Origin of the sequence: Nitrospira sp., from assembly GCA_035968315.1 — a bacterium.
Lineage (GTDB): Bacteria > Nitrospirota > Nitrospiria > Nitrospirales > Nitrospiraceae > Nitrospira_D.
Genome location: JAVYIN010000004.1, coordinates 1 through 15,197, shown reverse-complemented (window position 1 = coordinate 15,197; position 15,197 = coordinate 1). Strand labels below are relative to the sequence as shown.

Below are 15,197 nucleotides of genomic sequence, written 5' to 3'. Positions count from 1 at the left end.
GGAGATGGTCATGCCGGGCGACAACGTGAGTGTCACGGGCGAGTTGATCAGCCCGATCGCGATGGAGCAGGGGTTGCGCTTCGCGGTCCGCGAGGGCGGCAAGACCGTCGGCTCCGGCGTCGTCACTGAAATTCTGGCGTAACGAGACAGCTGTCATTTGACAGCGTGGGAGAATTGCGATGAGAGAGATTATTGATTTGGCCTGCACGGCCTGCAAGCAGCGGAACTATTCGACCACCAAGAACAAGAAGAACGATCCTGACCGGCTGGAGCGAGACAAGTTCTGCAAGTTCTGCCGGAAGCACGTTGCCCACAAGGAAGTGAAGTAGGCTGGCGCCGGCTTTCGAGCCGGTGTAACGGTCTGTGTAGGGGCATGGTGTCAATGGCAGCACCTCGGTCTCCAAAACCGATGGTCTAGGTTCAAATCCTAGTGCCCCTGCCACTCCAATCTTGCTTGTGCCGGGCGCCCGATCATGGCAATGGGCAAGTGGGGCAATCGTTTCTGGAGTGGTGGCGGATAGAGTGTGTGGCGGTCGAGGCGAAAGAAAGATTGTAGGGAGCGGAGGGCGGCATGTTCAAGCGGATGACGGAGTCGATTCGGTTATTTGTCGCCGATGTGCGGGCGGAGCTGAAGAAGGTGTCGTTCCCGACCAGGGCTGAAACCATCGGTTCGACCACGGTTGTGATCGTCTTCTGTGTGCTGATGTCGCTGTATCTGTCGGTGATCGATTCGTTTCTCGTGTGGTTGGTCAGCAAGATTATTTGATCGTGGTTCGCCGGATAAGCGTCTCGTGGAGGCGCGTCCTGATTTCTATACCTGAGGGTGACGCATGACGAAAAACTGGTACGTGATTCATACGTACGCGGGATTCGAGGGACGCGTGAAGACTAGTCTCTTGGAGCGGGCGAATCAGATGGGGCTTGTCGAAAAGCTCGGCCAAGTGCTGGTCCCGACCGAAGACGTGATTGAAATTAAGGATGGCAAGCGGCGCACCTCCCGGCGGAAGTTTTTCCCCGGCTATGTCTTGGTGGAATTGGAGACGCCGCTCCAGGATGAAACACTGCAGATGATCAAGGAAACGCCGAAGGTCACGGGGTTTGTCGGCGGAGGAGCGCAGCCGCTGCCGTTAACCGACGAAGAAGTGGAGTCGTTGCTCAAGCAGGTGGATGCCGGGCAGTCCGGTCCGCGCGAGCAGGTGAAGTTTATCAAGACGGATAATGTTCGGATCATCGATGGCCCCTTCATGGGATTCAATGGGGTGGTCGATGAGGTCGATCATGATCATAACCGGTTGAAGTTGATGGTCAGCATTTTCGGCCGGTCCACCCCTGTGGAGTTGGGCTTTTTGCAGGTTGAGCGGATTTAGCGGCTGGCGGTTTGGGTATTGAGGGAAAGTGAGTGGAGTGATTCAGACGTTCTGAGGAGATTCACATGGCAAAGGAAGTATCGGCTCAGATTAAGTTGCAGATTCCAGCAGGGAAGGCCAATCCGGCTCCTCCTGTCGGCCCGTCGCTTGGTCAGCACGGGGTCAATATCATGGAATTCTGCAAGCAGTTCAATGCCAAGACCCAGAAGGAAGGCGATAGCATTATTCCGGTGATCATCACCGTGTATAAAGATCGCACCTTTACCTTCATCATGAAGACGCCTCCGGCGTCAGATTTATTGAAGAAGGCGGCCGGCATCATCAAGGGATCCGGCGTGCCGCAAAAGGATAAAGTCGGCAAGATTACGCGCAAGCAGCTGAATGAGATCGCGCAGAAGAAGATGTCCGATTTGAATGCGGCCGATCTCGAAGGGGCGATCAAGATCATCGAGGGGACGGCCCGCAGCATGGGTGTGGTAGTTCAGGGGTAGGGCGGACGGCGTTTGGGAAGAAGGAGTACGAGGCATGGGAAAGAAAATGAAGGCCGCGTTGGAGAAAGTCGAGCCGCGCATGTATGTCCTGCGTGAAGCGGTCGATGTCGTCAAGAAGGCGGCCTATGCGAAGTTCGATGAGTCGGTGGATCTCTCCCTGCGCTTGGGGGTCGACCCGAAGCGTTCGGATCAGATGGTGCGCGGGACCACGTCGTTGCCGCACGGGACCGGCAAGCAGGTCCGTGTCCTGGTGTTTGCCAAGGGGGAAAAAGAGCAGGAGGCTCGCCAGGCGGGGGCTGATTTCGTGGGCTCCGACGATCTCATGGAGAAGATCAAGGGCGGCTGGCTGGATTTCGATTGCGCGATTGCCACGCCGGATTTGATGGCGGCGGTCGGCAAGCTCGGCAAGCAGCTGGGTCCTCGCGGCTTGATGCCGAATCCGAAGACCGGAACGGTCACGTTCGAGGTGGGCAAGGCCGTGGCCGAAATCCGGAAGGGCCGCGTCGAGTTCAAGGTCGAGAAGGCGGGAATCGTGCAAGTGCCCGTCGGGAAAGTCTCGTTCGATATCGATAAGCTCTATGAGAATGCCTCGGCGATCATCGAGTCGGTGATCAAGGCGAAGCCGGCGTCCTGCAAGGGGCGTTACCTGAAGACTGCCACGATTTCGAGCACGATGGGGCCTGGTGTGCAGTTGGATACGGTGGCGTTGACCAAGCAGTGGAGTTAAGTGAGCGCTGGGTTCAACAGCGTCTGCAGAGAAAGGGTCACGTATGAAGAAGGAAGAGAAAACGACGGCAGTAGCGGAGTTGACCGAAAAGTTCGGTCGCGCGCGGCTCGCCATCCTCACGGAGTCTGTCGGGCTTCCCGTGAATCAGGTCACGGAACTGCGGAAGCAGCTGCGCGGGGCGAAGGCCGAATATCGGATCGTCAAGAACACCTTGGCGATCAGAGCGGCTGAGGGGACGAGTCTCGCTGGGCTGACGGCGCATCTCAAGGGGCCGACCGGCATGGTGATCGGCTATGACGATCCCGTATTGCCGACGAAGGTGTTGCGGGACTGGATCGGCCTGGAGAAGCGCGAAGAGAAGATCAAGATTACAGTCGGAGTCTTGGAAGGGAAGGTGGTGCAGCCGGCAGAGCTGGCGGCGGTCGCCAAGCTTCCCAAGAAGGAAGTGCTCATTGCCATGCTGCTGTCGGCCATGCAGGGCCCGATTCGCGGTGTGGTGTATACGTTGGGCGCAGTATTGTCAAAGTTTGTGCGAGTCATTGCAGCCATTGAGGATAAACGGAAAGGAGAAGGGGACATGTCAGCAACTACAACAAAATTGACGCAGGAAGAATTGATCAAGGCCATTGAGGGCATGAGCGTGCTGGATTTGGCGGAGTTGGTGAAGGGCTTGGAGACTCGCTTTGGCGTGACCGCGGCGGCTCCGGTTGCCGTGGCGGCGGCTCCGGCAGCGGGTGGCGGCGCGGCGGCGGCGGCGGAAGAGAAGACATCGTTCGATGTCATTCTGGCCTCGGCCCCGGCCGACAAGAAGATCCAGATCATCAAGGTGGTGCGTGAGTTGACCAGCCTTGGTTTGAAGGAAGCAAAGGATCTGGTCGAAGGCGCGCCCAAGCCGGTGAAGGCTGGCGCGACGAAGGAAGAAGCCGACACGATGAAGAAGAAGCTCGAAGAGAGCGGCGCCAAGGTCGAAGTCAAGTAAGCATCGTCGTCTGACAGTCTGTGGGTGCCGTCGCGGGACGGCACCCGTCGCCAACCATCGTGTGTGGAGGAGTGCGCATGTCCGAAACGACTCTTCAGGAGTTCGTCGAACGGAAAGATTATTCACGCATCCGGGCCAGCATTGCCATCCCTGATCTGATCGAAATTCAGAAGCGCTCGTACGAAGAGTTCCTGCAAATGGAAGTCGAGCCCGAGCGCCGGAAGGATCATGGTTTGCAGGCGGCCTTAGCCAGCGTGTTTCCGATTCCCGATTACAACAATACGGCTGTCCTGGAGTTCTCCAGCTATACCTTGGGTACGCCCAAGTATGATGAGCGGGAGTGCATTGAGCAAGGCATGACCTTCGCGGTGCCGCTCAAGCTTCGGGTCCGGCTCGTGGTGTTCGACAAGGAAGACAAGGGGCCTCGCAAAAAGGTGCTGGATGTGCGCGAGCAGGAGGTCTATGTCGGCGAATTGCCGCTCATGACCGAACGCGGCACGTTTATCATCAATGGAACCGAGCGAGTCGTCGTCAGTCAGCTCCACCGGTCTCCGGGCGCTTCCTTTACCCACGACAAGGGACGGACGCATGCCAGCGGCAAGGTGTTGTATTCCGCGCGAATCATTCCGTATCGCGGCTCCTGGCTGGATTTCGAATTCGACGCGCGCGATATTTTGTACGTGCGAATCGATCGCCGCCGGAAAATGCCGACGACGATTCTGCTGAAGGCCTTCAATTATTCCAGCGACGATCTGCTGAAAATGTATTACCCGGTTGAAGAAATCCGGGTGGCCAAGGGCCAGATGTTGCGCAAGCTGGACCCGGAAATTCACCACGGTCTGCGGTGCTCTGCCGAAGTGACGGAAAAGGGGAGCAAGGAACCGTTGGTGCGTGAAGGGGCCAAGCTCACCAAGGGATTGATCGCCAAGTTGAAAGCGGCCGGCGTGAAAGAGATTCCTTTGACTCCCGCCGAGCTGATCGGGCGCGCCATTTTGACCGAAGTGCTGGACTCGAAGAAGAATGTCGTGGTGGCGAAAAATCAGCGGCTGACCGCCGAGATTTTGGAAAAGATCGTCGAGCACGATGTCGATGAGTTCAAGGTCATTTACTTCGACACCGCGACGGCGACGCCGGTGATTCTCGATACGTTGGAGATGGAAAAGATCGAGTCGAAGGAAGAGGCGATGGTGGAAATCTATCGCCGCCTGCGGCCTGGTGAAACGCCCTCTGTCGAAACGGCGCGGACGCTGTTCGACAACCTCTTCCTCAATTCCAAGCGGTACGATTTATCGCCGGTTGGCCGGCTCAAGCTGAATAAGAAGCTGGGGCTGGATCTTCCGCTCGAACAGCGGACGCTGACGGCGCAGGATATCGTCGAAGTCATCCGCTATCTCGTGAATTTGAAGATGGGCAAGGGCGAGATCGACGACATTGACCACTTGGGAAACCGGCGTGTTCGTTCGGTGGGCGAGTTGCTGGAGAATCAGTTCCGTCTCGGGCTGGTCCGCATGGAGCGGAGCATCAAGGAGCGCATGAACCTTCTTGATATGGAGACGGTGCTGCCGCACGACTTGATCAATGCCAAGCCCGTGGTGGCTGCGGTCAAGGAGTTTTTCAGCAGCAGCCAGTTGTCGCAGTTTATGGACCAAACCAATCCCCTGGCCGAGATCACGCACAAGCGGCGCTTGTCCGCTCTAGGCCCGGGCGGATTGACCCGTGAGCGAGCCGGCTTCGAGGTTCGCGACGTCCATCCGTCCCATTACAGCCGCATTTGTCCGATCGAGACGCCGGAAGGTCCGAATATCGGTTTGATTACCTCGCTGGCGACCTATGCCAGAATCAACCAGTTCGGATTTATCGAGGCGCCGTACCGCAAGGTTGTGAAGGGCCGAGTGCTGGATGAGATCGAATTCCTTTCGGCCATCGAGGGCGATAAGTATCTCATCGCCCAAGCCAACTCCCCAGTCGATGGCAGCGGCCGGCTGACGGCCGAAACGATTACGGCACGGCACGGCGGCGACTTCGTCACGGCTACGCCGGACAAAATCGAATACATGGACGTGTCGCCCAAGCAGGTGGTCAGTGTGGCGACGGCCTTGGTGCCGTTCCTTGAACATGACGACGCGAACCGCGCCTTGATGGGATCCAACATGCAGCGGCAAGCCGTGCCGCTGGTGACGTCGGATTCACCGCTGGTCGGAACCGGCATGGAAGCGGTGGTGGCGCGCGATTCCGGTTATGTCGTCCAAGCCCGCCGCGCGGGCGTGGTCGAAAGTGTCGATGCCACCAGGATCGTGGTGCGGGCGGAAGCGAAGGATGGCAAGAAGGGCAAAGATTCCGGTCTGGACGTCTATGATTTGATCAAGTTCCAGCGGTCCAATCAGAGCACCTGTATTACCCAGACGCCCGTCGTGCGACTGGGGCAGCCGGTGAAGGTTGGCCAAGTGCTGGCAGACGGTCCTGCGATCGATCATGGCGAACTGGCGCTCGGGAAGAACATCCTGGTGGCCTTCATGCCCTGGGGCGGCTACAACTTCGAAGACGCCATTCTCCTGAGTGAGAAGCTGGTGCGCGAAGATGCCTTTACCTCGATTCACATCGAAGAGTTCGAGCTGGAAGCGCGGGATACGAAGCTGGGCAAGGAAGAAGTGACCCGCGATATTCCCAACGTGGGCGAAGAGGCCTTACGAAGCCTCGACGAGAGCGGCATCATCCGGATCGGCGCTGAAGTGAAGCCCGGCGATATTTTGGTCGGCAAGGTCACCCCGAAGGGGGAGACGCAGCTGACGCCGGAAGAAAAGCTGCTGCGCGCAATCTTCGGTGAGAAGGCCGGTGATGTGAAGGATACCTCGTTGACGGTTCCTCCCGGTGTGGAAGGCATTGTCGTCGATGTGAAGATCTTCTCCCGCAAGGGGCTCGACAAGGATGAGCGCTCGAAGAGCATCGAGAGCGACGATCAGATGAAGCTGCAGCGCGATCACCATGAGGAGCTGCGGATCATCGACGAAGAAAAGACGAAGAAGATCCGCAAGCTGCTCCTGGGCAAGGTGGTGGGGCGTGACTTGATGGATCCGGATACGGGCGACGTCATTCTCAAGAAAAAGGGCAAGATGACCGCGGACGTGCTCAAGCGGCTGCCCGATGAAGCGTTGCGCCATATCATCCTGAGCGATCCGGATGAGCAGAAAGAATTGGAAGATGTCGAGCGTCGGGCGAAGGAGCAGATCGAGATTCTGCAGACGCTGTACGATGAAAAGGTCGGCCGCCTGAAACGCGGCGATGAGTTGCCTCCCGGCGTGATCAAGCTGGTCAAGGTCTACATCGCCATGAAGCGCAAGATTCAGGTCGGCGATAAGATGGCCGGACGTCACGGGAATAAGGGCGTGGTGTCCCGCGTGTTGCCGGAAGAAGATATGCCGTATTTGCCGGATGGAACGCCGGTGGAAATCGTGCTGAATCCGTTGGGTGTGCCGTCGCGTATGAACGTCGGACAGATTCTGGAGACGCACTTGGGCTGGGCCGCCAAGGCTCTGGGCATCAAGGTGGCGAGTCCGGTGTTCGACGGCGCGTCGGAAAAAGAAATCAAGGAACTGCTCAAGAAGGCCAAGCTGCCGACGAGCGGACAGAGCCAGCTGGTGGACGGGCGTACCGGAGAGACCTTCGGAAGTCCTGTCACGGTCGGGTATATGTACGTGCTGAAATTGCACCACTTGGTTGACGATAAGATTCACGCCCGGTCGATCGGTCCCTACTCGCTGGTCACCCAGCAGCCGCTGGGTGGTAAAGCGCAGTTCGGCGGTCAGCGGCTGGGAGAAATGGAAGTCTGGGCGCTGCAGGCCTATGGTGCCGCGTCCACCTTGCAGGAATTCCTGACGGTAAAGTCTGACGACGTGCCTGGCCGGTCGCGCATGTACGAGGCCATTGTCAAAGGCGAGCCATTCTTGGAACCTGGGTTGCCTGAGTCGTTTAACGTCTTGGTCAAAGAGTTGCAGAGTCTGGGGCTCGACGTCGAGCTGGTCAAGACGCAAGACTAACTGCTTGAGTGCCGGCCAGGCTGCCGGCATCAGAGGAGGTTGCTACCTTGGAAGGCGTATATTCATTATTCGAGAAACCGCGTGATTCGGTGTCGTTCGATTCGATGCGCATTCGCATCGCGTCGCCCGAGAAGATCCGGTCGTGGTCCTACGGCGAAGTGAAGAAGCCGGAAACGATCAACTACCGGTCGTTCAAGCCGGAAAAAGACGGATTGTTTTGCGCAAAGATTTTCGGTCCGATCAAGGACTGGGAATGCAATTGCGGCAAATATAAGCGCATGAAGCATCGCGGCATCGTCTGCGACAAGTGCGGCGTGGAAGTCATTCAGTCCAAGGTTCGCCGCGAGCGGATGGGCCATATCGAACTGGCGGCGCCGGTGGCGCACATCTGGTTTCTGAAGGGCGTGCCCAGCCGCATTGGGACGCTGCTCGACATGAGTCTGAAGCAGCTGGAAAAGATTCTCTACTTCGAAAGCTATGTGTGCGTCGATCCGGGATCGACGGATCTCTCCGAAAAGGAGCTGGTGCCGGAAGACAAGCTGCGGACGCTGCAATCCGAGTTCGGATCCAGCGGATTCAAAGTCGGGATCGGCGCCGATGCCATTCGTGAACTGCTCCGCAAGATCGACATCAATACGCTGTGGGATGAGATTCAGATCAAGGCCAAGACGTCGGCCTCCGCAGCGTTGAAGAAAAAGTACGCGAAGCGCTTGAAAGTGTTAGAGGCGTTCCGCAAGTCCGGAAACAAGCCAGAGTGGATGATTATGGATGTCATTCCGGTGCTGCCGCCGGAGTTGCGTCCGCTCGTGCCGCTGGACGGCGGCCGTTTTGCCACCTCCGATCTCAACGATCTGTACCGCCGCGTGATCAACCGGAACAACCGGTTGAAGCGCCTGATGGAATTGAAGGCGCCGGGAGTCATCATCCGCAATGAAATGCGCATGCTCCAGGAAGCCGTCGATGCGCTGTTCGATAACGGGCGTCGCGGACGGGCTATCCGTGGACCCAACAAGCGGCCGCTCAAGTCTCTGAGCGACATGCTGAAGGGAAAGCAGGGCCGGTTCCGTCAGAACCTGCTCGGTAAGCGCGTTGACTATTCCGGTCGTACGGTCATCGTGGTCGGCCCGGAGCTTCGTCTGCATCAGTGCGGCTTGCCGAAGAAGATGGCCTTGGAGCTGTTCAAGCCGTTCATCTTCCACAAGCTGGAAGAGCGTGGCGCGGCGACGACGATCAAGAGTGCCAAGCGGCTGGTCGAGAAGGAACGGCCGGAAGTGTGGGATGTGCTCGACGAGGTGATCCGGGAACATCCGGTGTTGCTGAACCGCGCGCCGACGCTGCACCGGCTGGGCATTCAGGCCTTTGATCCGGTCTTGGTGGAAGGCAAGGCGATTCGCTTGCATCCGCTGGTCTGCGCGGCGTTCAACGCCGACTTCGACGGAGACCAGATGGCGGTGCACGTGCCGTTGTCCGTTGAAGCTCAGGTCGAGGCCCGGGTATTGATGATGTCGATCAACAACATCTTGTCACCGGCCAATGGAAAGCCGATTGCGGTGCCCTCGCAGGACATGGTGTTGGGAGTGTATTGGCTTACGAAGGAGCGGCTTGGCGTCAAGGGAGAAGGCAAGATTTTTGGATCTCCCGAAGAAGTGCGTATCGCATTCGATGCGCGGGAAGTCGAAGAGCATGCTCGCATCAAGGTGCGTCTCAGCGGCGCGCTGGTGCAGACAACGGTGGGGCGTGTGCTGCTTTCAGAAATTCTTCCGGCCGGGATGCCCTTTGCGACAGCCAACAAGCTGATGACGAAAAAGGAAATGACCAAGTTGATCGACTCCGTCTATCGGCAGACGGGGCATCGTGAGACGGTGGTCTTCCTCGATAAGATCAAGGACATCGGATTCTTCTATGCGACCCGGGCGGGTGTGTCGATCTGTGTCGATAACATGCACATCCCGTCGAAGAAGGAAGATTTGATCGTCAAGGCGCAAAAGGAAGTCAACGAAATCGAGAAGCAGTACTCGGAAGGTTTGATCACCAACGGTGAACGGTACAACAAGGTGATCGACATCTGGGCGCATGTGACCGAGCAGGTGGCCAACGAAATGATGAAGGAGCTCGGCGCAGGCGGAGATCCCGGGAAGGCCGAATCCTTCAATCCTATCTTCATGATGGCGGATTCCGGCGCCCGAGGCAGCTCCCAACAGATCCGTCAGTTGGGCGGTATGCGCGGACTGATGGCGAAGCCGTCCGGTGAAATTATTGAAACGCCGATTACCGCGAATTTCCGTGAAGGCCTGACCGTGTTGCAGTACTTCATCTCGACGCACGGTGCCCGCAAAGGTCTGGCGGACACGGCGTTGAAAACGGCGAATTCCGGCTATCTGACGAGACGCCTCGTCGATATTGCGCAGGACGTGATTATTTATGAGATCGATTGCGGGACGCACGACGGAATCATGGTCAGTGCGCTGGTCGAAGGCGGCGAGGTCATTCAGCCGCTCGAAGAGCGCGTGCTCGGCCGCTTGGCCGCGGAGGATATCCGCGACCCTGTGACCGGAGAAATCATTGTGTCGCGCAACGAGGAAATCAACGAAGAGCGCACCAAGGCGGTGGTGGAAGCCGGCGTCGATCGTGTAAAGATTCGGTCGGTGCTGACCTGCCAGGCGCCCCGCGGCGTGTGTCAGGCCTGCTACGGCCGCGATCTTGCCCGCGGACGGCTGGTTGAAAAGGGTGAGCCGGTCGGTGTCATTGCGGCGCAGTCAATCGGTGAGCCTGGCACGCAGTTGACCATGCGGACGTTCCACATCGGTGGTACGGCGAGCAAGGTCGTCGAGCAAACGGTCCTTGAGGCCAAGCACGCAGGCCGCATCCGTTTCATGAGTTTCGACGCGAAGAAAAACGCCGATGTGCACAACGGCGCCATCGCCGTGCGCAATAAGGAAGGCGAGTGGGTCGTCATGAATCGCAATGCCAAGATTGCGATTGTGGACGAAAGCGGCCGCGAACGCGAAAAGTATCCGGTCGTGTATGGCGCCAAGATCAAGATCAAGGACGGCGACAAGGTTGAATTGGGGCAGAAACTGGTGGAGTGGGATCCGTACTCACTGACGATCCTGACGGAAGTCGGTGGTAAGGTTGCCTACGGAGATATTGTCGAAGGCGTGACGATGAAGGATGAGTTCGATGAAGTCACCGGGTTATCCCGTAAGGTGATCATCGAGCATTCCGGTCAGACGCTGAGACCGCGCGTGTCGATCAAGGATGAAGGCGGGAAGACCGCCAAGGTGGCGGCCGGCGCCAATGTTGCGCGGTATCTCCTGCCTGTAGGCGCTCACATTTTCGTGGAAAAGGGGCAGGAAGTGCACCCCGGCGATGTGTTGGCAAAGATCCCGCGCGAAACCACCAAGACAAAGGATATCACCGGTGGTCTGCCTCGCGTGGCCGAACTGTTTGAGGCGCGCAAGCCGAAAGAACAAGCCGTCATCAGTGAGATCGACGGCGAAGTCTCTTACGGCGGATTCGTCAAGGGCCAGCGGAAAGTGCTTGTCGATAACAAGATGGGCGATGTAAAGGAATACTTCATTCCGAAGGGAAAGCACGTTAATGTCCATGAGGGCGACTGGGTACGCGCGGGCGAGCCGTTGATGGATGGTTCGGCCAATCCGCACGACATTCTTGATGTGCTGGGTCCCAACGAATTGCAGAAATATCTCGTGGATGAAGTGCAGGATGTGTATCGCTTGCAAGGCGTGTCGATCAATGACAAGCATATCGAGATCATCGTTCGGCAAATGCTGCGAAAAGTGCGCATCGAAGATCCGGGCGATACCGAGTTCTTGCCCGGTAGCCAGGTGAGCAAGGCGCTTTTCGAAAAAGAAAATGAACGGGTTCTTGAGAAAGATGGAAAGCCTGCATTAGGAAAGCCCGTTCTCCTGGGTATTACTAAGGCGGCGTTGACTACGGACAGCTTTATTTCGGCTGCCTCGTTCCAGGAAACAACACGTGTATTAACGGAGGCGGCGATCAATGGCCGCGAGGATAATCTCCTCGGGCTGAAGGAGAACGTGATCGTGGGCCGCTTGATTCCTGCTGGCAGTGGCTTTGAGGAATATCGGGATACGTTTGTGATCAGTGAGAAGTCTGAGCCGGCGGCGGTGGCGGCTGCTCATGGAGCCGATTCTGCCGGTCATGAGCGTGTGGCGGCTGGTTCTGGAGAGGCGGCGAGATAATAATCAGGCTAAAAGTGCTGTGCGCCTGAAGGTCACTTGACAGGCGGCGGTTGCATCATTATAATCCGACGGCTCTGCAGATGAAGGCATCGCCGTTTGTGACTTTGATAAGGGTTTAAAAACAATGCCGACTATCAATCAGTTAGTGAGAAAAGGCCGGAATCTCGTCAAGGCCAAAACGAAGAGTCCAGCTCTGAAGGGATGCCCGCAGAAGCGCGGGGTTTGTCTCAGGGTGTACACGACCACCCCGAAGAAGCCGAACTCAGCTTTGCGTAAGGTGGCTCGTGTGCGGTTAACGAACGGAATGGAGGTCACGACCTATATTCCCGGTGTTGGCCATAACTTGCAGGAGCACTCAATCGTGCTGGTGCGCGGCGGACGCGTGAAAGACTTGCCGGGTGTTCGGTATCACTTGGTGCGCGGTGCGCTTGATGCGGTAGGTGTGGCTGATCGTAAGCAGAGTCGTTCGAAGTACGGCGCGAAGCGGCCGAAGTAGTTTGCGGAACTAACGAGAAAGAGATTCTCACATGCCAAGAAGTAGATTTTTAGATCAGCGTGAAGTGCTCCCCGATGTGCGGTATCGAGACAAGCTTGTCGGGAAGTTTGTGAATACCCTTATGAGTGGTGGGAAGAAGAGCACTGCTGAGCGGATTTGTTATGGTGCCTTCGATTCGATCCAGGAGAAGACTGGCAACGATCCGCTGAAAGTGTTCAAGGCGGCCATTGATAATGTGAAGCCGGTTGTTGAGGTGAAGTCTCGCCGGGTTGGCGGCGCTTCTTATCAGGTTCCGGTTGAGATTAGGCCTGCTCGGAGAATTTCTCTGGCGCTTCGCTGGCTGGCTGAATATTCGCGCACGCGCGGCGGTAAGAGCATGCGTGAACGGTTGGCGGCCGAGTTGCTGGACGCGTCGAATAATACCGGGGCCTCCGTGAAAAAGCGGGAAGATGTGCATCGGATGGCAGAGGCGAATAAGGCCTTCGCGCATTATCGCTGGTAACGTCGTTCCGTGCTGCAGTTGAGCCGTCCTGCGATTCGCGGGTTCGGGGTGTCTGAATCGCAGTGTCGTTGTTCGGCTTAACGTGCGGCACGTGTGTTTTTTTAGGGGATTGAAGTGGCTAGGCAAACATCGTTAGAAAATACCAGAAACATCGGCATCATGGCTCATATTGATGCCGGCAAGACGACGACCACCGAGCGGATTCTCTTCTATACGGGAATGACGCACAAGATCGGCGAAGTCCATGAGGGCGCCGCGACTATGGACTGGATGGAGCAGGAGCGCGAGCGCGGCATTACGATTACCGCCGCGGCCACGACCTGCTTCTGGCGCGATCGGCGCATTAATATTATCGATACTCCCGGTCACGTCGATTTTACGATCGAGGTGGAGCGGTCTCTTCGTGTGCTCGATGGCGCGGTTGCGGCGTTTGACTCGGTGCAGGGTGTGGAGCCGCAGTCTGAGACGGTGTGGCGCCAGGCGGATAAGTATCACGTTCCTCGTATTGCCTTCATGAATAAGATGGACCGGATCGGCGCGGACTTCTTCGCGAGCGTGCAGTCCATTATCGATCGATTGGGCGCGAATCCTGTCCCGATTCAGATTCCGATTGGCCGTGAAGGTGAATATCGCGGCACCGTCGATCTGGTGAAGATGAAGGGGTTCTTTTACGACGATGAGACGTTGGGTGCCAAGTATGTCGTCGGTGATATTCCTGAAAATCTCGCCGCGCAGGCGAAGGAATATCGCGAGAAGATGATCGATGCCGTGGCTGAGTTCGATGAGCAGGTCATGGAGAAGTATTTGAATGGCCACTCGTTGACGGAAGAAGAGATTATGCGGGCGATCCGGGCAGGGACGATCGCCATGAAGATTACTCCGGTGTTGTGCGGGTCTGCGTTTAAGAATAAGGGTGTTCAGCAATTGCTCGACGCGGTCGTTGATTACCTCCCCTCTCCTCTCGATATTCCGCCTGTGAAGGGCATTGATCCGAATACTGGCAATGAGGTTGAGCGGAAGCCGGATGATAGCGATCCGTTCTCGGCTCTTGCTTTTAAGATGATGACTGATCCGTTTGCCGGTCAGTTGGTGTTTTTCCGCGTCTATTCAGGCACGCTAAAGACAGGATCTCCGGTCTTGAACGTGACGAAGGGGACGAAGGATCGAATCGGCCGCCTCCTGAAGATGCACGCAAATAAGCGGGAAGAAATTGATGTTGCCTATGCCGGAGACATTTGTGCTGCCGTTGGTCTCAAGGGCGCGACAACGGGAGATACGCTGTCTGAGGAAAAGCAGCCGGTTCTTCTGGAGGTAATGAAGTTTCCTGAGCCGGTCATTGCGATGGCGATTGAGCCAAAGACGAAGGCCGACCAGGAGAAAATGGGCTTTGCCCTTCAGAAGCTGGCGCAGGAAGATCCTTCCTTTCGGGTTCGCACCGATGAAGAGACGGCGCAGACCATCATTGCAGGCATGGGTGAATTGCATCTCGAGATCATCGTCGATCGTATGCTCCGTGAGTTTAAGGTTGAAGCCAATGTCGGAAAGCCAGAGGTTGCATTCCGTGAATCGATCCGTCGGAAGGCTGAAGCGGAGTCAAAGTACGTCAAGCAGACTGGGGGGCGCGGTCAATACGGGCATGTCGTGCTGACGGTGGAGCCGGCCGAGGTTGGCAAGGGCTTTGAGTTTGTGAATAAGATTGTCGGCGGAGTCATCCCGAAGGAGTTTATTCCTGCCGTTGAAAAGGGTGTCAGGGAGCGGTTGGATGCGGGTGTGATCGCCGGGTATCCATTGCGTGATATTCGCGTAACGCTTACGTATGGCTCTTACCACGATGTCGATTCGAATGAAATGGCGTTCAAGATCGCCGGATCTATGGCGTTTGCCGATGCCTGTAAGAAGGCTGATCCTGTGTTGCTCGAGCCTATTATGAAGGTTGAGGTGCTGGTCCCTCAGGAGTTTATGGGGGATGTGATTGGTAACCTGAATGGTCGGCGCGGCAAGGTGCAAGGGATGAAGGTTCGTGCCGGAGCTCAGGCAATCGAGGCGTCGGTTCCGTTGAGTGAGATGTTTGGTTATGCGACTGACTTGCGCTCTCGTACTCAGGGGAGAGCGACTTATAGCATGGAGTTCGATCGGTACGAGCAGGTTCCCCGCCAGATTTCAGAGGGGATTATTGCCAAGTATCGTGGCGAGTAAGTGTTGACCGTTTAGTACGTGTAGAGGGAGGGAGTTGGTATGGCGAAGGCGAAATTTGAGCGGAAGAAGCCGCACGTAAACATTGGGACGATCGGGCACGTGGACCATGGCAAGACGACGCTGACGGCGTCGTTGACGAAGATTTGCGCCGATCGCGGCATGGCGAAGTATGTGCCGTA

General features: G+C 57.0%; 13 protein-coding genes, 1 tRNA gene and 1 pseudogene. All 15 read left to right on the top strand.

From position 1 onward, the window contains the following. Positions 1 to 142 (top strand): elongation factor Tu (tuf, locus tag RI101_03700; GenBank protein MEC4889142.1); only part of this gene is annotated, 142 nt, incomplete at its 5' end. Between the two features lie 37 nt (positions 143 to 179). After that, positions 180 to 329 (top strand): 50S ribosomal protein L33, encoded by a 150-nt coding sequence (gene rpmG / locus RI101_03695; protein MEC4889141.1) that lies wholly within the window; start codon positions 180 to 182, stop codon positions 327 to 329. Positions 330 to 367: 38 nt separating this feature from the next. After that, positions 368 to 442: transfer RNA gene (locus tag RI101_03690), tRNA-Trp, on the top strand. Between the two features lie 129 nt (positions 443 to 571). Beyond that, positions 572 to 766, top strand: coding sequence for a preprotein translocase subunit SecE (gene secE / locus RI101_03685; protein ID MEC4889140.1), 195 nt, complete (start codon positions 572 to 574; stop codon positions 764 to 766). Between the two features lie 64 nt (positions 767 to 830). Continuing rightward, positions 831 to 1,367, top strand: coding sequence for a transcription termination/antitermination protein NusG (nusG, locus tag RI101_03680; GenBank protein MEC4889139.1), 537 nt, complete (start codon positions 831 to 833; stop codon positions 1,365 to 1,367). A gap of 65 nt (positions 1,368 to 1,432) precedes the next feature. Beyond that, the gene (gene rplK, locus RI101_03675; GenBank protein MEC4889138.1) at positions 1,433 to 1,858 is read left to right on the top strand and encodes a 50S ribosomal protein L11; all 426 of its coding nucleotides are present in this window, start codon (positions 1,433 to 1,435) and stop codon (positions 1,856 to 1,858) included. 34 nt (positions 1,859 to 1,892) lie between these two features. After that, complete coding sequence (gene rplA / locus RI101_03670) at positions 1,893 to 2,585, top strand: 50S ribosomal protein L1 (GenBank protein MEC4889137.1); 693 nt, start codon at positions 1,893 to 1,895, stop codon at positions 2,583 to 2,585. Between the two features lie 43 nt (positions 2,586 to 2,628). Continuing rightward, a pseudogene (rplJ, locus tag RI101_03665) lies at positions 2,629 to 3,135 on the top strand (50S ribosomal protein L10). Between the two features lie 27 nt (positions 3,136 to 3,162). Then, the gene (gene rplL / locus RI101_03660; GenBank protein MEC4889136.1) at positions 3,163 to 3,564 is read left to right on the top strand and encodes a 50S ribosomal protein L7/L12; all 402 of its coding nucleotides are present in this window, start codon (positions 3,163 to 3,165) and stop codon (positions 3,562 to 3,564) included. A 77-nt stretch (positions 3,565 to 3,641) separates the two neighbouring features. Further along, positions 3,642 to 7,598 carry a DNA-directed RNA polymerase subunit beta gene (gene rpoB / locus RI101_03655; GenBank protein ID MEC4889135.1) on the top strand — a complete coding sequence of 1,319 codons (3,957 nt, stop codon included), beginning with the start codon at positions 3,642 to 3,644 and terminating at the stop codon, positions 7,596 to 7,598. 47 nt (positions 7,599 to 7,645) lie between these two features. Then, positions 7,646 to 11,824 (top strand): DNA-directed RNA polymerase subunit beta', encoded by a 4,179-nt coding sequence (rpoC, locus tag RI101_03650; GenBank protein ID MEC4889134.1) that lies wholly within the window; start codon positions 7,646 to 7,648, stop codon positions 11,822 to 11,824. Positions 11,825 to 11,948: 124 nt separating this feature from the next. Next, complete coding sequence (gene rpsL, locus RI101_03645; protein ID MEC4889133.1) at positions 11,949 to 12,320, top strand: 30S ribosomal protein S12; 372 nt, start codon at positions 11,949 to 11,951, stop codon at positions 12,318 to 12,320. Positions 12,321 to 12,351: 31 nt separating this feature from the next. Continuing rightward, entirely contained in the window at positions 12,352 to 12,822 is a 471-nt protein-coding gene (gene rpsG / locus RI101_03640) for a 30S ribosomal protein S7 (GenBank protein MEC4889132.1), read from the top strand. Positions 12,823 to 12,936: 114 nt separating this feature from the next. After that, positions 12,937 to 15,018: an elongation factor G gene (fusA, locus tag RI101_03635; protein MEC4889131.1), complete on the top strand. Its 2,082-nt coding sequence runs from the start codon at positions 12,937 to 12,939 to the stop codon at positions 15,016 to 15,018. A gap of 39 nt (positions 15,019 to 15,057) precedes the next feature. Next, positions 15,058 to 15,197: GTP-binding protein (locus RI101_03630; GenBank protein ID MEC4889130.1), on the top strand; the 140-nt coding region annotated here is incomplete at its 3' end.